The organism is Salinisphaera shabanensis E1L3A (genome assembly GCF_000215955.2).
Classification (GTDB): domain Bacteria; phylum Pseudomonadota; class Gammaproteobacteria; order Nevskiales; family Salinisphaeraceae; genus Salinisphaera; species Salinisphaera shabanensis.
In genome coordinates this window covers 1-18,475 of record NZ_AFNV02000011.1, presented here as the reverse complement: position 1 = coordinate 18,475, position 18,475 = coordinate 1, and the positions used below count along the sequence as shown (strand labels likewise).

The window sequence follows — 18,475 nt, the reverse complement described above, 5'->3', positions numbered from 1 at the left end:
CGATAAGGACAACGACTTCATGACCGAAATCCACCAGCTCGCCGCCGGCGAGCTCGCAGCCGCCATCGCCCGCGGCGACATCTCCAGCCGTGCCGCGCTCGACCATTATCTGGGGCGTATCGAAACCCTGGGCGAGCCGATCAACGCGGTTGTCGCGATGGATATCGAGGCCGCACGCCAGCGCGCCGATGCAGCCGACGCCGCCATCGCCGCCGGCCAGAACTGGGGCCCGCTGCACGGCGTGCCAATGACCATCAAGGACACCTACGAAGTCGCCGGCCTGCCCACCGTGGTCGGCGAACCCAAGCTCAAGGACTACCGCAGCAGCGACGATGCCGTGGCGGTGGCCCGGCTGCGTGCCGCCGGCGCGGTGATCTTCGGCAAGTCGAACACCCCGCGGCTGGCCCAGGACGTACAGACCTTCAACCCGATCTACGGCACCACCAATAACCCCTGGAACACCGAGCGCACCTCGGGCGGCTCCTCGGGCGGGGCGGCCGCCGGCCTGGCCGCCGGCTTCACGCCGCTGGAACTGGGTTCGGATTTGGCTGGCTCGATTCGTACACCCTCGAGCTGGTGCGGGGTCTATGGCCACAAGACCTCTTACGGCGTGATTCCCATGCGCGGGCATATTCCCGGCCCGCCGGGCACCCGCGGTGAACCCGATCTGTGCGTGGCCGGCCCGTTGGCGCGCCACCCGGCCGATCTGTCGCTTGCGCTCGATGTGCTGGCCGGCGCGGATACTATCGATGCCAGCGTCTGGCAGGCTCAGCTGCCCGCCCCCAAACCCACCACACTGGCCGACTTCAAGATCGGTTATCTGTTCGAGCACGACTTCTGCCCGATCGCGGCCGCCGTGAAAGCACGCCTCGAAGACGCCCTGGAAGCCGCCCGCCGCGCCGGCGCCACGGTCACGAAACTCGATGAGCTACCGGGCGGTTTCGAAGCCAGCTACGAAACCTACGACCGTCTGCTCAACGGCCTGGTCGGCGCCTCGATTCCCGACAAGCTCTACAACAAGGCCAAACGCGGCGCCAAGGTAATGGGCCTGGTCGGCAAGAACGATGTCGGCACCACCGGCGGCTTTGCCGAGCGTGCCACCACCAGCCATCGCGACTGGGCCAAGGCCGATGAAGCCCGCCATAAACTGCGCGAAAAATGGCATACGCTGTTCGCCGACTACGACGTCGTGCTGCTGCCCAGCGTCTGCGTGCCCGCTATTGCCCACGACCAGGGCGGCAACGTGCTCTCGCGCAAGATCGACGTGGACGGCAACAGCCACGGCTATACCAACCTGTTCCGCTGGATCGCCCCGGCCACCGTTGCCGGCCTGCCCGCTACCAGCGCGCCGGTCGGCCTCACCGACGATGGTTTGCCGGTCGGCCTGCAGATTGTTGGCGACTACGGCCACGACCTCACCACCATAGCCTTCGCCCAGCATCTGGCGGCCGCCGGTGTCGAGGCGCCGGCTTGCCCGTTTGCAGGCAAAAGCGAGGCATGAGGCGAGTATAAGTATCGTATGAATAGGCGCTCGCACACGGCGCGAGCGCCTTTAAACAACGGCGATAGCGATGGGCGCGTATGAATCTTTACGAACGCTACGGTTTGACGCCTGTCATCAACGCCGCCGGCACCTATACACCGCTGGGCGTGTCGCGTTCTTCCCCGTATGTAGCTGAAACGGCCGCCGCGGCGCTTGGGCAATTCTTCGTTATCGACGAATTGCAGGATCGGATCAGCCAAACCGTTAGCCAAATATACGGCGTCGAAGCCGCCGCGCTGACGCACTGCGTTGCCGCCGGCATCACGATGGCCGTCGCGGCTGCGATGACTGGAACCAACGAAACGAAGATCGCGGCGTTACCGAATACGCGCGACCTGCCCAGTCGTGTCGTGATTCCGGCCGCGCATGTCGTCAATTACGGGCATCCGATCCTCACCGATATCCGCCTGGCCGGTGCGACACCGATCCAGGTCGGGGGTCACGAGGCATGCCAGATAGCCGAACTGGACGCTGCCCTCGCCGACACCGACACCGCCTGCCTGCTGCTCGTATCGTCGCGACTGACACAAGGGCCACGGGTTGATTTCGACGAAGCGGTTCGCGTTGCACACAAGCGCAGTATTCCGGTGATCATCGACGGCGCTGCGCAGGATATTCGCCTCGAAGAACTACTGCGCACCGGCGCCGATATCGTGCTTGTCAGCGCCCACAAATATCTGGCCGCGCCGACTGCGGGGCTCATGATCGGGCGCGCCGACTATGTAGCGGCCTGCCGGGCACAGGAGAAAGGCATTGGCCGCGGCATGAAGGCGAGCAAGGAAGCCTTGTGCGGGGTGCTGGCTGCACTCGAGGAACGCGCGGCGCTCGATCGCGACGACTGGCGCGACGAACAAGCCCGCAAGGTCGCCTGGTTTCTGGATCAAATGCAGCCGGTGCAGAGCATTGTTGCCACCGAATGGCCGGATCCATCAATGGCGCCTTTCTCGCGGGTGGTTCTGCAACTCGACTCGGCAGAGCGCGCTGCGGCCTTGGTCGCGCGGCTTGCCCATGAGCGCCCTGCCATTCGCGTCATGGAACACGAACTCGCGCAAGGCCGGCTTATCTTGGAACTGGTGCCGCTCACCGACCGCGAACTGGACGTGGTCGCCTCACGCATCGCCTCAGCAGACGCTTCAGCCCACCGCTAGAGGCCCCGCCAGCTCGGGTTTGCGCCTCACACTGCGCCTATTTCATGGCCGCATTGTCACCCACCCATCAGTAGATCAAGGCGTGGCTAAGGACTGCGCATTCGTAAATAGCAACGGCCTGAGTTCCGGCCAGACGGCATCGAGCATGGCCGGCTGGGCCTGGGCATTGGGGTGCACGCCGTCGTTCTGGAAGTTGCCGCGATCGGTAGCAATGTCTTTCAGAAAGAACGGCACGAAGGCGACGTCGGTTTGCTCAGCCACATCGACGAAGGCCTGGTGGAACTGGTCGGCGTAGCGCTTGCCGTAGTTCGACGGTATACGCATGCCCAGCAGCAGCACTTTCGCGCCGGAGTCGCGGCTGGCCTCGATCATGGCGAGGAGGTTGTCCTTCATCGTTTTGACCGGCAGCGCACGCAGGCCGTCGTTGCCGCCCAGTTCCAGAATCACCACGTCCGGGTCGTGGCGCTCGAGCGCGGCTTGCAGGCGCCCGCGCCCGCCCGCGGTGGTTTCGCCCGAGACGCTGGCATTGACCACGTCGACGTCACGATCGTTTTCGTCGAGGCGATCGCGCAGCAGCGACACCCAACCTTCGCCCCGGTCGAGGCCATAGCCCGCGCTGAGGCTGTCGCCGAAAACCAGGACGCTCGTCTGTGCGTATGCCAAGCTGCATGTCGCAAACAGCAGCGCTGCCGTCGTCGCAAAAAGCGCGCGGCGAAGTATTCCTTTCCCGGACCAAGAAACTCGGCTCAATGTCATCTCCTGCATTAGAAGCGATCGGTCTTTCCAAGACGATCAAAAGCGGCGAGCGCACGCTCACCATTCTCGACGGTATCGAACTATCGCTGAACGCGGGCGATACGCTCTCGATCGTGGGTACGTCCGGCTCGGGCAAATCGACGCTTCTGGCCCTGCTCGCCGGTCTCGATACGCCCACCAAGGGCAAGCTTGCCCTGCTCGGGCGCGAGATGTCGGATCTGGATGAGGACGCACGCGCGGCCTGGCGCAGCGGCCAGGTGGGCTTCGTGTTTCAGTCGTTCCAGCTGCTCTCAGGCCTGTCGGCGCTGGATAACGTCACCCTGCCGCTGGAACTGGCGGGCGCCGACCTGGGCGAAGCACGCGACACCGCGCAGCGGCTGCTCGAACAGGTGGGCCTGGCGCATCGCGTCAAACACACGCCGCGCCAGCTCTCCGGCGGCGAGCAGCAGCGCGTGGCGCTTGCACGCGCCTTTGCCTGCCAGCCCAAGATTCTGTTTGCCGACGAACCCACGGGCAACCTCGACGGCGCCACCGGTGCCGCAGTGATCGACCAGCTGTTCGAACTCAACGCCGAACAAGGCACCACGTTGGTGCTCGTCACCCACGACGAAGACCTGGCCGCGCGCTGTGCCCGGCGTACGCGCCTGGCGGACGGGCAATTGCATGAGCACTGAGCGCGCTTCGGCCATACGCCTGGCCTGGCGCCAGGTGGGGCGCAGCCGCCGCGACGGTTCGGCCTGGATTCTGCTGATCGCGCTCGTGGTGGCCGTGGCCGCCGTGGGCGCGGTCAGCCAGATGACCGATCGCGTACGCGCGGGCATGGAGCGCCAGGGCGCGGCCACGCTCGCCGCCGACCTGGAACTGGAACTGCGCGCACCGCTGGACGACGCGCGGGCCGCGACGCTGGACGAGATCGGCGTGGCCCATCACGGCGTAACCGTCTTCCCGAGCGTGGTGAGCCGCGACGACGACATCACGCTGGTCTCGGTCAAGGCCGTCGAGCCAGGCTATCCGCTACGCGGCGAAGTCACGCTACGGCGGGGCGAGCCGGGCAGCCCAACCAAAACGGTGACCACCACGCCCGAGCCGGGCACGGCCTGGGTAGCCCAACGCATTCTCGACGCCCAGCAACTGAACGTGGGCGATACGCTGGCGCTCGGCGATGCCCGGCTCAAGATTGCCGCCGTGCTGGTGATCGAACCCGATCGCGGCCAGGGCTTTGCCAATATCGCGCCGCGCGTGCTCATAAGCGACGCGGACGTGGCTGCGACCGGCCTGCTCGGGCCCGGCAGCCGCGCCAGTTACGATGAACGCATCGCCGGCGAGCCCGCGGCACTCGAACAGGTGCGAGAACGCCTGGAACCCACCCTGCAACCCGGCGAACAGCTGCGCACGCCCGCCGAGTCCAACCGTGCGCTGGCACGCGCGCTCGATCGTGCCGATGTATTTCTGGATCTGGCCGCCCTCGTGGCCGTGGTTCTGGCAGGCGTAGCCATCGCGCTGACGGCACGCCAGCATGCGACGGGGCGGCTCGATGAAATCGCGCTGCTCAAGACGCTGGGCGCCGCGCGCGGGTTGATCGGCCGCATGATGGCCTGGCAGCTGGCTTTCGTCGGCGCAATGGGCATTGGCGTGGGGCTATGCGTGGCCTGGCTCGCGCAGCTGGGTATCTCACAGCTGATCGCCCGGGCTTTCGAAATTCAGCTGCCGGGTGCATCGCTACTCGCGCTCTGGCCGGCTGCCGCCGCCGGCGCCGTGCTGCTGGCCGGCTTTGCCTGGCCGGCACTGGCACAGGCCCGAGCCACGCCGCCTGCACGCGTGTTTGCCCGCTCGCTGGCGCAACATCGGGCGCGTATGTGGTTGATCTATGCGGCCGCGCTTGCAAGCGTTGCCCTGCTGGCCGGCGCCGCGACGCGTGATTTCACCCTCACCGCCTGGGTGGTGGGTGCCACCATCGCCGGTACGGCCGTGCTCTGGGTCGTCGCGCTCGGCCTGCTGGCGGCGATCGATTGGCTGCGCCCACGCATCGGCAACCGCGGCGGGCCGGGCCTGCGACTCGCGCTCTCCGCGCTGGCACGCCGGCGCCAGGCCAGCGCGCTGCAGATCGTGGCCTTCGGCATCGGCCTGACCATGCTGTTCATGCTGGTGATCGTCCGTGGCGATCTGCTGGCCGGCTGGCAGGCGGATATCGCCGCCGACGCGCCCAACCGCTTTCTGATCAATATCACCCGCGAACAACAGCCGGCCGTTGCCGACCGCCTGGCCCAAGCCGGCCTGGACGCCGATTTCTATCCCCTGGTACGCGGGCGGCTGACGAAAGTCGACGGCACCGCGATCGAAGACGATGCCGACCTTGCCGAACAGGCCGGCGAACTGACCCGGCGTGAGCTGAATCTGTCATGGATCGACGAACTTAAAAACGATAACCGCATCGCCGCGGGCGAGTGGTTCGACGCCGAGGATCGCGGCAAGCCGCGCATGTCCATCGATACCTCGGTGGCCGAACGCCTGGATGTGGGCGTGGGCGACAGCCTGACCTTCGATATCACCGGCACGCCGGTGACGGCCACGATCGAAAGCATTCGCGAAATCGATTGGTCCAGCCTGCAGGCAAACTTCTATGTGCTGTTCGCCCCCGGCGTGCTGGACGAATTCTCGGCGACCTATATCACCAGCCTCTACGTACCCGACGACGCCCACGGCGTGATCGGCGCGCTGGTGCGCGAGTTCTCCAATATCAGCGTGATCGATATCGCCGCCATTCTCGACCAGCTCACCACGCTGATCGACCGCCTCAGCCTCGCCATCGAGCTGGTATTCGGCTTCACCCTGGCCGCCGGTCTGGTGGTGCTGCTGGCCGCCATGCAGGCCAGCCGTGCCGAACGCCTGCGCGAAGCCGCGCTGCTGCGTGCACTCGGCGCCCGTTCAAGCTGGCTACGCCAGGCCACGTTCGGGGAATGCCTGCTGATCGGCCTGTGTGCGTCGCTGCTGGCAGCGGTGATCGCCCAAGTCACGGCCATCGTGCTCGCGGTGTGGGTGTTCGATCTCGGCTATGCCTGGCGCTGGCCGCTGTGGCTGATCGCGATCACCAGCGCCACCGCCGTAATCGCCCTCTCCGGGCTGGCCTCGCTACGCGATGTGTTGCGCCAGCCGGCCTGGACCAGCCTGCGCGCCAGCGACTGATCAGCGGGCGACGTTGCATGCGATCGCCCGCGCATCGACACTCGGCGCTGACCGATAACGATTAGATCGAGGAGACACCATGGCCACCAAAAGCCCGGCCGCCGAATTCTGGCGCGATATCCCACCCATTCCGAACAGCTTCAAGCCGGATACGCTGCCCGAGGTGCATATCGCCAATGCGCCCACCGAGGACGAGCGCTACTACGTGCCCTTCAGCGATACCGTGTCCTCCCGGCCGCTATGGATATCGCCCTCGTCGAACCGCTGGTGCGACGTGCTTATGGCCAAGGGCGCGGGCCTGGTGAACCGCCACTATCACCCCAACGAAGTGTTCGCCTACACCATCTCCGGCAAATGGGGGTATCTGGAACACGACTGGATCGCCACCGCTGGTGACTTTGTCTACGAAACGCCGGGCGAAGGCCATACCTTGGTCGCCTATGAGCACGAAGACCCGATGCGTGTGTTCTTCGTGGTCAAGGGCCCGCTCATCTGGCTCGACGAACAGGGCGAATCGGACGGCTATTTCGACGTGCACGACTATATCGGCCTGTGCCGCGAACACTACGACCGCGTCGGCATCGGCGCCGACCATATCGATACGCTGTTTCGCTAGAGGCAAGGCCTGCGTCAGTCGTCGGCCAGCGCCTCCTGAAGCCAGGCCGTGAACCGCTGCACACCACGTGTCCGGCGGTTCAACGCCCCGGTGATCAGACGATAGGCATGCCCGGGTACGCGAATGTCCGGCCGCCAGGCCACGAGCCAGCCGCGGGCCACCATGTCCGCGACCAGCAGTTCGCTGACCAGCGCGACGCCCTTGCCGGCCAACGCTGCCTGTACCACTTCCTGCTGGTGGGCGAAGGTACGTAGCTTCGCGTCGTCGAGCGGCCCCACGTCGGCCCGGGCCTGCCATGTCGACCAGTCGATCGGGGCAAGCCGCGACGCCGGCCAGCGCGTGGCCAGCCGATCGGCGCGTTCGATGGGCACCCCGCCCGCCAGATAGGCCGGACTGGCAAACGCACCCACCCATTCGTGTACCAGCACGTCGCCGTCGTCTGCTTCGGGCAAGGCGGGCGAATAACGGATGGCGATATCCACGCCCCGCTCACGCGCCATATCCACCGGATCGGTGGACGACAGCAAGCGTATGCGTAGATCGGGATAGCGCTTTTCGAAGGCATCGATACGCGGCGCCAGCCAAAGCGTGGCAAAAGCGGGCGTGGCGGAGACGGTCAGCTAAGTTTCGCGATCGCGAAGCGTTGCCACCGCCGTTTCGAGTTCCGAAAACGCACGCGTGGCTGCCTGCGACAACTGCAACCCGGCCTCGGTTGCTGCAATAGCGCGGGTACGGCGCACGAACAGCGATACGCCCAGCTGCGCTTCCAGACCACGAATATGGTGCGACACGGCCGTCGGCGAAAGATGTAGCGCCTCGGCCGCCGCCTTGAAACTGCCCAACCGAGCAGCGGCTTCGAACGCACGCAGCGCAGAGAGCGAAGGTAACGACACCGGCGCCTCGCGATAGATGTATTTCACTCATCTATAGACGCTTTCTTTGCCTTTGTCGCGGCTCGTCGCGACGGCGGATAGTTGCGCCCAACTTATCCATGAACCATTGCAGACAATCCACCATCACCCACATGTTGCGTATCGACGCCAGCGCCCGTCAGGCGCGCTCTCTCAGCCGCATGCTCGGCGACCTGTTTATTGAACGCTGGCAGCAGGCCGAACCCGATGCCCCGCTCATTCGGCGCGATGTCGGCATTGAACCGCCGCCGGCAATATCCGAAGACTGGATCGCGGCGGCCTTTACCCCGGCTGATGAACGCACCGAAGCGCAACACGCGGCACTCAGTCTGTCGAACACGCTGATCGACGAACTGGAACAAGCGCACGTGGTGGTCATCACCACGCCCATGTACAACTACGGCATGCCCGCCGCGCTCAAGGCATGGGTCGACCAGGTGGTGCGTATCAATCGCACGTTCACGTTCGACCTGGCCCGCGGCGACCGGCCGCTGGAACCGATACTCGGCGGCAAACAGCTGGTCTTGCTGACATCCTCGGGCGAGTTCGGTTTCGGCGCCGGCCAGTTCAACGAACAGGCCGGGCATCTGTTGCCACACCTGCGTTCGGTAGCGGGCTATCTGGGCGCCCAGAACATCCACCACGTGGGTATCGAATACCAGGAATTCGGCGACGACCGTTTCGAGGCATCGAAAGCCCAGGCGAAAACACAGGTGGTCGCCTTGGCGGCGGCGCTGTGTACCGATTGATCGCTGTAAGTTAAGGAATCTCTGCACAACCTGTCACGGTCGCGCCGGTGTACTTTGCGCGTGGCTGGCAAGGAGAGGTAGGCGTAGCGTGCTGGTTGCACGGTGCGACTGCCTCGACGCCGACCAGGCGCGCGCAAAGCCCCGGCCCCGAAGGGGTTCGGCCTCAAATGCGCTGCGACTGCGTTGCCGAGCTTGACCTGCCAATGAGGCAGGCGCTGCGCTCGGACGTCTTGTCGCAACGCATTTGAGGACTCGAACGCGAGCCGCGAGAGGTTATGCAGAGATTCCTTGAAAAAAAAACGGGGCCGAATGGCCCCGTTTCCGGCTTGACCACGCCGCTCAGGCGCTTGCTGTTTCGGACTCTTGCGTGACCGCCGTCGTAGCCTGCTCGCCGCTACGTACGGTGATGCGCCGCGGCTCGCTGGTGGCTTTCTTGTTGATGGTCAGCCGTAGCACGCCGTGTTCGGCACGGGCGTCGATATTGTCCTCGTCCGCTGTTTCCGGCAGCGAGAAGCGGCGAACGAAGGAACCGAAGCGACGCTCGCGATAGCGGGCCTGGCCGTTTTCCCCGCTCTTTTCCTCCTTGCGTTCGCCCTTGAGCGTGAGCACGCCCTTGTCGAGCGTTACTTCGATTGCCTGCGGGTCTACACCCGGTATTTCGGCCTCGATGTGATAGGCATCGCCGGTTTCGCGGATATCCACGTTCGGCGTCCACGCCCCGCCGGAAAGCGCGGGAAAGGCGTTGTTGTCCTGTACGAACATGCGATTGATCTCGTCGTTGAACTGCGCGAGCAGGCTGCTCGGCTCGAAACGGTTCTGATAACGCTGAATAGCCATGATCATTCCTCCTGATTTTTCGCCCCGAATCAACGGGCTGCGTTGTTACGTGGAGAAAGATAGGGACAGCGATATACGATTCAATAGTTACTTGATCGTTTTTTTGTGCGGCTTTGCCCAGGCCGACCGGTAACTGATATAACCGACTCAGGCATCCAAACAACCCATGGAAAACCGATGCGAACGCTTTCGTTCCACACGCTTTGTGCCACGACGCTGGCAGCCACAAGTCTCTTTGCGGCCAGTAGCGCAAGCGCAGCCGATAGCTGTGATAACACCGGGCTCGACCTGCCCGAAGGCTTTTGTGCGACCGTATTTGCCGAAGACGCGGGCGCACCGCGGCATTTGGCCGTGGCCGACAACGGCACGGTATATGTGAACCTTGCCAACGACGTGGACGGACACGGCCTGATGGCGCTTCGCGATACCAACGACGATGGCGTTGCCGATGAGCGCACGACGTTCGGTGAAGGCGGCGGCACCGGGCTTGCGATTCACGAGGGCTGGCTTTATGCCGCCACGGTCACCTATATCTATCGCTACAAGCTCGACGACAACCTGGCACCCGAGGGCGAGCCGGAACATATCGTCTCCGGGCTGCCGCGACAGTCCTCGCACGCCGCCCGCGGGCTGGCAATAAGCGACGACGGCCAGCTGTACGTCAACAACGGCGCGCCCTCGAACGCCTGTCAGGAAAACGACCGCCAGCCCGGTTCGAAAGGGCAAGACCCCTGCCCGCTGCTGGATAACCATGGCGGCATCTGGCAGTTCTCGGCCACCGAAACCGGCCAGACCTTCAAGCCGAAAACCGAATACGCCACCGGCCTGCGCAACATGTTCGCGCTCGACTGGTACGCCGGCCAGCTCTATGGCGTACAGCACGGCCGCGACCAGCTGCATTCCAACTGGCGCGAGAAATTCACCCAGGAACAAAGCGCGCACCTGCCCGCCGAGGAACTGTTCGCCATCGACGAGGGCGACCATTTCGGTTGGCCGTTCTGCTACTACAACCCGAAGCAGGACAAGAAAGTGCTCGGCCCGGAATACGGTGGCGACGGCAACAAGGTGGGTCAGTGCGCGGACTATGAACAGCCGCTGGCCGCCTATCCCGCCCATTGGGCGCCCATGGACATTCTGTTCTATGACGGCGACGGCTTTGGCACCCAGTACAACGACGGCGCATTCATTGCCTTCCACGGTTCCTGGAACCGCGCGCCCAGCCCGCAGGCCGGCTATCGCGTGATCTATCAGCCCATGGAGAACGGCAAGGCCAGCGGCGACTATGAGGACTTCGCCGGGGCGGCCGGCTTTACCGGCAGCGGCGAAACCGTCGCCTCGCCCGGGGGCGCCGAACATCGCCCGGCCGGCCTCGCCCAGGACAGCAGCGGCGCGTTGTATATCAGCGACGATGCCGGCGGCACTGTGTTCAAGGTGACCCACGCCGGCGGCTGATCGCCTCTACGTCGACGGGCATTTCAGCCCCGCGTGCCCCAGGTACGCGGGGCTTTTTATGGCGCCTGTAAATGAGCGCAGGGCGCTCGTTGCATGTCGCAAGCGCCGGCGTCCCCCGCGAGTCCATAAGAAGTGATGCCGCTATGGTTTACTGCTATCTTATAACGTAATATCTGCTCCGATCGGCTTCTCTGGCCGACGAACATGAGTTCGATTGGGGCATGGGGAAAAAGAATTTCCGTTCGGCAATCGTGCTGCTCGCATTGCTTTGTGTGCAGTCGCTTGCGTTCGCCCACGCCTTCGATCACCCGATCGCCGTCGCCCATGCCGATCATGCCTGTACGAGCTGTGCACACGGGCATTCGGGCAATGTGCCACCGGCTAAGGTGCCGGCGCAGACGCTCCTCTTTTCCCGGCCCCGCATGGCGGCGGCGCCGATCCATGCCGGGCATGCCCGTAGCCAGGTCGGCCACCATGCCGCACGGGCCCCACCCCGACATTTCGTCTGACCGCAACAACCCGGGCGCCGCCGTAGCGGCATTTCTGCGAACCCCTCTCGCGGGTTCGTATATCAGACGGAACTCTTCTCATGGCTTACTCAAAATATGCACGCCTGCTCGTGCCCGCGGCCGGCATGTGCCTGCTTGGGGCCGGGCAACCTCTATTCGCCCAACCGCAACGCGCGAATGACAACGACCGCGATAGCGCCGCCCAAAGCACGCTGCTGGCGCCGATCTCGGTCGAGGCCCTGGCCTTTGACGATCAGGACCCGAGCCAGGCCATCGAGCCGGCAACGGTTGTCGCCGGGCCCGAGCTGGTACGCAAGCGCGGCCAGAGCCTGGGCGCAACGCTGGCCGACACGCCCGGCATCAGTTCCGCGGATTTCGGCCAGGGCGTGGGCCGTCCGGTCATTCGTGGCCAGTCAGGCGCGCGCGTGCGCGTACAGGAAAACGGCCTGGCCTCGGCCGACGTCTCCACGCTCAGCCAGGATCATGCGGTCAGTATCGACCCCTACTCGGCACGCCAGGTCGAAGTGCTCAAGGGCCCGTCCACGCTGCTCTACGGCTCCGGCGCCATCGGCGGCGTGGTCAACGTGGTCACCGACCGTATCCCCATGACCGCACCCGACGGCATCACCGGCGAGGCCACGCTCGAACGCGGCGACAGCACGTTGGGCCAGCGCCTGCAGCGACTGGACGTCACCGGCGGCATCGGCGATTTCGCGCTCAACGTGCAGGGCCTGAAGCGCCTGACCGACGACTACGAGGCCGACAACAGCCGCCTGATCGACAACAGTGCCACCGATACCGACACTTACAGTGCCGGCACGTCATACTCGGGCGACTGGGGCTATGTCGGCGGCGCGGTCAGCCATTTCGGGCGCGAATACGGCATCCCCGGCGAAGAAGCGCAGATCCGTCTGACCCAGGACCGCTACGACCTCAAGGGCGAGGTCTACGACGTGGCCCCCGGCATCAAGCGGCTCGAATTCTCCGGCGCCTATACCGACTACCTGCATACCGAAGGCGAGGAAACCCCGGAAGCGTTCTTCGACAATAAAGAAACCGAATTCCGTATCGCCGCCGAGCACGCGCCGGTTGCCGGCTTTACCGGCGTTTTCGGTGTGCAAGGGTTCGACCGCGACTTCAAGGCCTACGGCGAAGAAGAATCCTTCGTACCCGCGACCGATACCCGCTCGATCGCCGCCTTCTGGGTCGAACAACGTCCGCTCGACGACAACTGGACCCTCCAGGGCGGTCTGCGTGCCGAATACCAGGAACAGGACACCAGCGAAGGCCGCTCGGATACCGACCACACCCCGATCAGCGTCTCGCTGGGTGCCAAGCGCACCATGGGCGATCACTACGTGTTCACCGCCACCGCCGGCCGCTACGAGCGCGCCCCGGCCACCGAAGAGCTGTACAGCTTCGGCCCGCACGAAGCCACGCTCACCTACGAACGCGGTAACGGCAGCTTCGGCGAGGAAGTGGCCAACAGCTTCGACGTCGGTCTGCGTCGTATCAACGGCCGGCTGCGTTTCGATACCAGCCTGTTCTATACCAAGTACGACGACTACATCTACCAGCGCTCGGTCGACGCCGGCCTCAACGCCGACGGCACCGGCACACCCGCCTCAAACGGCATTGCCGACCGCGTGAACGAAGAAGGCGAATTCGCGGCCGACGGCGAGTTCCTGCTCATCGACTACGCCGCGGCCGATGCCACCTTCTACGGCGGCGAAGCCGAAGTGGGTTACGACCTTATCGAAGGCGCCCATCGCCTGACCGCTCGCGTACTCGGCGACTATGTACGGGCCGAGCTGGATAACGACACCAACCTGCCGCGCATCACCCCCGGGCGCTATGGCGTGGGCCTGGATTACGACAGCAAGACCTGGCTGGGCAGCGTGGAAGCCCTGCGCGCCAGCCGCCAGGACCGCGAGGGCCCGCTGGAAGACGAAACCGCCGGCTATACGGATCTCACCGCCTTCTTGGGCTATCGCCTGGCGGGCTTCGACGATACCGAAACCATGGTCTATCTGCGTGGCGACAACCTGCTCGACGACGAGATCATTCGCAGCACCTCGTTCCTGCGCGTCGCCCAGCCGGGGCGTAGCGTGATTGCCGGGGTGAATGTGAAGTTCTAGCCTCGAATCGTTGAAACTGGAATCGAGAACGCCTCAGCTTTGCCGGGGCGTTTTTTGTTGGCGCTGTTCAAACGGCCATCAGTGCCACGCTTTCGGCGCTCACCAGCTCGACGTCCCTTCGGTTTCACGCTACAGCGCAAGTCGATGCGGCTACCAACCGAAATCAGGGCGCGTGGCTACGTTCTTGTCGGCTTACGCTTCGCTAAGCCGACCTCGTGGCCAGCGCGGCATTGCTCCAGATACGGCGTACCCGGCAGTGCTCATAAAAAACCCCGAGCGCTGTGCCAACGCTCAGGGTCGATTCGATCAGTGAAAGCCTGGCGTCAGGCCGCTTTCTTGCGCGAACGCGCCGCCTTCGAGGCGCTTTGCTTCACTTCTTCGTATTCACTCGGCTTATAACGCATCAGGCGCAGCTTGTACTCCCAGTTGAAGCCGGGATACAGCGTGGTGTTCTTGCCCGAATCGGTCAGATACCAGCTGTTGCAGCCCGAGGTCCACGAGGTGTATTTCATCCGCCACTGGATGCCGCGATTGAACTTGTCCTGCACGGCCTGCTTCACGTCGATGAAGCGCAGCTTCTTCTTCGCCATATGGGCGATGGCCTGCAGCGTGTAGTCCATCTGCTGTTCGGTGAAGGCCAGCACCGAGGTATGACTCGGGCCGGTGTTGGGGCCCATCAGGAAGAACAGGTTGGGAAAGCCGGAAACGGTCACGCCCTTGTAGGCTTCGGCGCCATCGTCCCAGGCGGCGTTGAGGTCGACGCCCTGGCGGCCCTTGGTGGGGAACGGCGCAGCCTTGCTGGGCACCTTGAAGCCGGTGGCACAGACGATGGCATCCACCTCGACGGTGCGCCCGTCCTGGGTGACGATTCCGTTTTCAGTGATCTTCGCCGGGCCGTCGGAAATCAGCTCGACATTATCGCGCTGCAACGCCGGATACCAGTCGTTGGAGATGAGGATGCGCTTGCAGCCGATCTTGTAATCCGGCGTGACCTGCTTGCGCATGGCCGGATCTTTCACCTGCTTCTTGATATGGCCCTTGGCCATGTTCTCGGCCACGCGCTTGAACGGGCCGAAGTCCGAAATCACGAAAGGCGCGAACAGCTCGTTGATCCAGTAGATCTTGGCGCGGCGACGATACAGTTTCGACGGCGATTCCTGGTATTCGGCCTGCTTCTCGGCGCTGATGGGCCGGTCCGGCTTGGGCATGATCCAGCTGGGCGTGCGCTGGAACACGGTGAGCTGCTCCGCCTGCTTGGCCACTTCCGGCACCACCTGAATCGCACTCGCGCCGGATCCGATGACGGCCACGCGCTTGCCGGCGAGATCGTAGTCGTCGTCCCACTGGGCGGTATGCATGAGCTTGCCGGTGAAGCTGTCCAGACCTTCGATACGCGGCCAGGCCGGGTCGGCCAGCGCGCCGACGGCCGAGACCACGACGTTGGCGGTCAGCGTTTCGCCATCGGCCGTGTGCACGTTCCAGATGCCGGTGTCTTCATCGAAATCGGCACCCACGATGGTGGTATTGAAGCGCACATGCTGGCGCAGCTTGTACTTGTCGGTACAGCGCTTGATGTAATCGAAGATCTCCGGCTGCTGGCCGAAGCTGCGCGACCAGGTCGCGCTCTGCTCGAAGGAAAACGAGTACAGATGCGAATGCACATCGCAGGCCGCGCCCGGATAGTGGTTATCGCGCCAGGTGCCGCCCACCTCTCTGCCGCGTTCCAGAATCGTAAAGCTGTCGACGCCCGCTTCCTTGAGCCGGATAGCCATGCCCAGGCCGGAAAACCCGGCGCCGATGATCGCGATATGCATATCGGTATCGATCTTCGGATGGGAGGTGAGCGGATTGAGGCGGGACACGAGTTCGGTAACGGCCATGGGGCGCTCCGTGGCGATGTAAGTGGGTGCCATGGGTTTGGCGGACTTCAAAAATATCAATTTCCGCTCTTTCTGACAAGGCGCAATGTCAGATTGAGTTGCGCCAGCCTGCCTTGGAAACTGGCAAGGGGTGGCCCGCGCGCGTTAACGTACTGATAATCATTCCTATCGTCTGGCGCGAGCGCGGCGCACAAGACTTCTAGCCACCGGCCCGGCTGCGATGTTCGCTGACCATTTCCATGATGATCTCGCCTCGTTTTCGGACGTGCTTCTGCACTCCGAGGCGGCGCCGTACGCGCGCGCCATCGATGCCGGTACGCTCACGGACCCGGCCCGCCTCGAGCCGCTGCTGGCCCATTTCGGCGAACGCCACGAATGCACCGAGCCGCGGGCCCGCGCATCGCAGTGGTCCAAATTCTTCTTCGCCCGGCTGGGCATCGCCGCGCTCGTCGCCCAGCTGTCCACCGACCGCGCGCTCGATTTCGATCTGAACAGGCTGCAAATCGTCTGCGACGACGACGCAACCGTTGCCCAGGTGCTGTTCACCAACGGCAGCGCGGCCATAAGCGACCGGCCGGGGCATGATTTCAGCGCGCTGGTGGACTCGGCCTTTGCCCCGGTCATCACCACGTTGTCGCAACACTGCCGGCTCGCCACCCGGGTGTTCTGGAGCAATGCCGGCGTCTACTTCGACTGGGCACTGGGCGAGCTGGAACGCCAGCAGCGCATTCCGCCTGGACGCCTGGCCGCTGTGCGCGCCCTGATGGCCTGCCGGCAACGCCCCGACGGAGGCTTCAACCCGTTTCATCGCATCCACAAACGCTGCCCGCCCGGCACCCTCGACGGCAACGGCGAACCCGTGGAACAGTGTCGCCGGCTATGCTGCATGCGCGATCTCGAACCCGGCCTGGGCCTGTGTTCAAACTGCCCGCGCGCCATGCACCTGCGCACGCCCAAGCGCGCGACCGGATAACCGCTCATGGACCTGCTTCGTATGATCTGGCGCGACTATCGCGCTGCCTTCATCGCCGTGCTGGTCGGCAGCATGGCCAGCGCGGGGCTGGGCATCGGCGTGATCGCCTTCATCAACTCGCGCCTCATTGAAACCGGCACTGGCGCCCTATCGGCCCTGCCGCAATTCTTCGGCCTCATCGCCCTGCTGCTGGCGATTTCTCTGGCCTCCCAGCTAGGGCTGACCACGCTCGGCCATCGCTTCGTGTTCGACCTGCGCTCGCGCCTGGTCAAACAGATACTGGATACCGATATCGAGCGGATTGAACGCCTGGGCAGCGCGCGCCTGCTCGCCGCACTATCATCGGACATCCGCAACGTCACCATCGCCTTCGTGCGTCTGCCGGAGCTGGTTCAGGGCAGCATTCTCACCGTGGCCAGCGTGCTGTATCTGGGCTGGCTGTCGCTACCCATTCTGGCGATTACCGCGGTATGGATCGGCGCCACCATGGGCTTTGGCGCCTGGCTGGTGCGGCGTGTCTATCACCATATCGCGCTCGTGCGCGAGGCCGAAGACGCGCTCTATCGCGACTATGAAAACGTCATCCACGGCCGCAAGGAGCTACGCCTGAACCGCGCCCGCGCACGCCGGCTGTTCGACGAAACCTATACCGACAACGCCCGCCGCTACCAGCGCCATATCATTCGCGCCGACACCTTTCATCTGTCCGCCAACAACTGCACCAACATCATGATGCTGGGCGCGATCGGGCTGGTGTTCTTCCTGGCCAACGGCCTGGGCTGGGCCTCGCCGGCCGTGGCCGCCACCTATGCGCTCACCCTGCTGTTCGTACGCACGCCGCTGATTGGTGCCATCGGCGCCCTGCCCACGCTCATCGCTGCCCAGGTCGCCTTCGACAAACTACGCACGCTGGCCCTGGCCGAACACGCCCACGGCTTCGACCAACCCGCGCCCATCAGCACCAACTGGCAGACCATCGAACTACGCCAGGTCTGCTTCGCCTACGACGGCGACGAGGCCGAAGCCGATACGCCCAACGGCTTTGCCATCGGCCCCATCGACCTCACCCTGCGCCGCGGAGAACTGGTATTCCTGATCGGCGGCAACGGCAGCGGCAAAACCACCCTCGCCCGGCTGCTCACCGGCCTCTACGCACCCAAGTCCGGCCAGATTCTTGTCGATGGTCAGGTCATCGATGCCAACCGGCGCGCATCGCTACAGCACCTGTTCGCCGCCGTATTCACCGACTTTCATCTGTTCGAACAACTGCTCGACAGCGACGGCGCCCCCGTGGACGACGCCTTCATCCAGGACTGGCGCGAACGCCTGGGGCTCACGGACAAACTCGCCCTCGAAGGCGAACGCATCCTCGACACCCAGCTCTCCCAGGGCCAGCGCAAACGCGTGGCCCTCATGCTCGCGCTGGCCGAATCCCGCGACATCCTGCTGCTCGACGAATGGGCCGCCGACCAGGACCCCACCTTCCGCCGCGTCTTCTACCGCGAACTACTCCCCGCCTTCGCCGACCGCGGCCATACCGTGTTCGCCATCAGCCACGATGACCACTACTTCGAACATGCCGACCGGCTGCTGGAGATGCGCGCCGGTCAGTTGACGGAACTGACCGGCGCGGCTCGGGATGCGGCTAGTCGGGATGCGGTGGCGCGTATTGCTCAGAACTGACAGAGCAAGGGTCTGGTATTAGGAATCAGGGAAAGCTTGTTCGGGCTACTTTGGGCAAGAAGTTGACCTCGTATGGTAATCCCCCCGAAAAACAACG

At 64.4% G+C, this 18,475-nt stretch carries 16 protein-coding genes; 11 read left to right on the top strand and 5 right to left on the bottom strand.

Annotated features, from left to right (window positions below; translation table 11 throughout):
- The first annotated feature begins 19 nt into the window (after positions 1-19).
- Both SSPSH_RS08325 and SSPSH_RS08320 read left to right on the top strand, forming a co-directional pair.
- Entirely contained in the window at positions 20-1,501 is a 1,482-nt protein-coding gene (locus tag SSPSH_RS08325) for an amidase (protein WP_021031597.1), read from the top strand.
- Positions 1,502-1,581: 80 nt separating this feature from the next.
- A complete protein-coding gene (locus SSPSH_RS08320) occupies positions 1,582-2,691 on the top strand; it encodes an aminotransferase class V-fold PLP-dependent enzyme (RefSeq protein ID WP_006914768.1) in 1,110 nt (369 codons plus the stop codon).
- A gap of 75 nt (positions 2,692-2,766) precedes the next feature.
- On the opposite strand, the gene SSPSH_RS08315 is transcribed toward SSPSH_RS08320, so the two are convergent.
- Entirely contained in the window at positions 2,767-3,354 is a 588-nt protein-coding gene (locus SSPSH_RS08315; RefSeq protein ID WP_006914767.1) for an arylesterase, read from the bottom strand.
- Positions 3,355-3,440: 86 nt separating this feature from the next.
- Here SSPSH_RS08315 and SSPSH_RS08310 point away from each other — a divergent pair, with 86 nt between their 5' ends.
- The 3 genes from SSPSH_RS08310 to SSPSH_RS08300 all read left to right on the top strand — a co-directional run bounded on the left by SSPSH_RS08310 (position 3,441) and on the right by SSPSH_RS08300 (position 7,246).
- Positions 3,441-4,121 (top strand): ABC transporter ATP-binding protein, encoded by a 681-nt coding sequence (locus SSPSH_RS08310; protein WP_006914766.1) that lies wholly within the window; start codon positions 3,441-3,443, stop codon positions 4,119-4,121.
- Entirely contained in the window at positions 4,111-6,630 is a 2,520-nt protein-coding gene (locus SSPSH_RS08305; RefSeq protein WP_006914765.1) for an ABC transporter permease, read from the top strand. Before SSPSH_RS08310 ends, SSPSH_RS08305 begins: the two co-directional genes overlap by 11 nt.
- A 79-nt stretch (positions 6,631-6,709) precedes the next feature.
- Positions 6,710-7,246 (top strand): 2,4'-dihydroxyacetophenone dioxygenase family protein, encoded by a 537-nt coding sequence (locus SSPSH_RS08300; RefSeq protein WP_006914764.1) that lies wholly within the window; start codon positions 6,710-6,712, stop codon positions 7,244-7,246.
- Between the two features lie 14 nt (positions 7,247-7,260).
- Here SSPSH_RS08300 and SSPSH_RS17895 read toward each other — a convergent pair whose 3' ends face one another.
- On the bottom strand, positions 7,261-7,866 hold the full coding sequence (locus tag SSPSH_RS17895) for a LysR substrate-binding domain-containing protein (RefSeq protein WP_084623521.1): 606 nt from the start codon (positions 7,864-7,866) through the stop codon (positions 7,261-7,263).
- Positions 7,867-8,166, bottom strand: coding sequence for a LysR family transcriptional regulator (locus tag SSPSH_RS17890; RefSeq protein WP_006914762.1), 300 nt, complete (start codon positions 8,164-8,166; stop codon positions 7,867-7,869).
- A gap of 71 nt (positions 8,167-8,237) precedes the next feature.
- On the opposite strand from SSPSH_RS17890, the gene SSPSH_RS08290 reads away from it, so the two are divergent.
- A complete protein-coding gene (locus SSPSH_RS08290; RefSeq protein ID WP_021031593.1) occupies positions 8,238-8,906 on the top strand; it encodes an FMN-dependent NADH-azoreductase in 669 nt (222 codons plus the stop codon).
- Positions 8,907-9,245: 339 nt separating this feature from the next.
- Here SSPSH_RS08290 and SSPSH_RS08285 read toward each other — a convergent pair whose 3' ends face one another.
- Positions 9,246-9,743: an Hsp20/alpha crystallin family protein gene (locus SSPSH_RS08285; protein ID WP_021031592.1), complete on the bottom strand. Its 498-nt coding sequence runs from the start codon at positions 9,741-9,743 to the stop codon at positions 9,246-9,248.
- Between the two features lie 177 nt (positions 9,744-9,920).
- Here SSPSH_RS08285 and SSPSH_RS08280 point away from each other — a divergent pair, with 177 nt between their 5' ends.
- The 3 genes from SSPSH_RS08280 to SSPSH_RS08270 all read left to right on the top strand — a co-directional run bounded on the left by SSPSH_RS08280 (position 9,921) and on the right by SSPSH_RS08270 (position 13,842).
- The gene (locus SSPSH_RS08280) at positions 9,921-11,195 is read left to right on the top strand and encodes a PQQ-dependent sugar dehydrogenase (RefSeq protein WP_006914758.1); all 1,275 of its coding nucleotides are present in this window, start codon (positions 9,921-9,923) and stop codon (positions 11,193-11,195) included.
- Between the two features lie 221 nt (positions 11,196-11,416).
- On the top strand, positions 11,417-11,704 hold the full coding sequence (locus SSPSH_RS08275) for a hypothetical protein (RefSeq protein WP_006914757.1): 288 nt from the start codon (positions 11,417-11,419) through the stop codon (positions 11,702-11,704).
- 80 nt (positions 11,705-11,784) lie between these two features.
- A complete protein-coding gene (locus tag SSPSH_RS08270; protein ID WP_006914756.1) occupies positions 11,785-13,842 on the top strand; it encodes a TonB-dependent receptor in 2,058 nt (685 codons plus the stop codon).
- Between the two features lie 323 nt (positions 13,843-14,165).
- Here SSPSH_RS08270 and SSPSH_RS08265 read toward each other — a convergent pair whose 3' ends face one another.
- Positions 14,166-15,722 carry a flavin-containing monooxygenase gene (locus SSPSH_RS08265; protein ID WP_006914755.1) on the bottom strand — a complete coding sequence of 519 codons (1,557 nt, stop codon included), beginning with the start codon at positions 15,720-15,722 and terminating at the stop codon, positions 14,166-14,168.
- A 220-nt stretch (positions 15,723-15,942) separates the two neighbouring features.
- Here SSPSH_RS08265 and fhuF point away from each other — a divergent pair, with 220 nt between their 5' ends.
- Positions 15,943-16,695, top strand: a complete 753-nt coding sequence (gene fhuF, locus SSPSH_RS08260) for a siderophore-iron reductase FhuF (RefSeq protein WP_006914754.1) — start codon at positions 15,943-15,945, stop codon at positions 16,693-16,695.
- Between the two features lie 6 nt (positions 16,696-16,701).
- Positions 16,702-18,378: a multidrug ABC transporter permease/ATP-binding protein gene (locus SSPSH_RS08255; protein ID WP_006914753.1), complete on the top strand. Its 1,677-nt coding sequence runs from the start codon at positions 16,702-16,704 to the stop codon at positions 18,376-18,378.
- Positions 18,379-18,475: the final 97 nt, after the last annotated feature.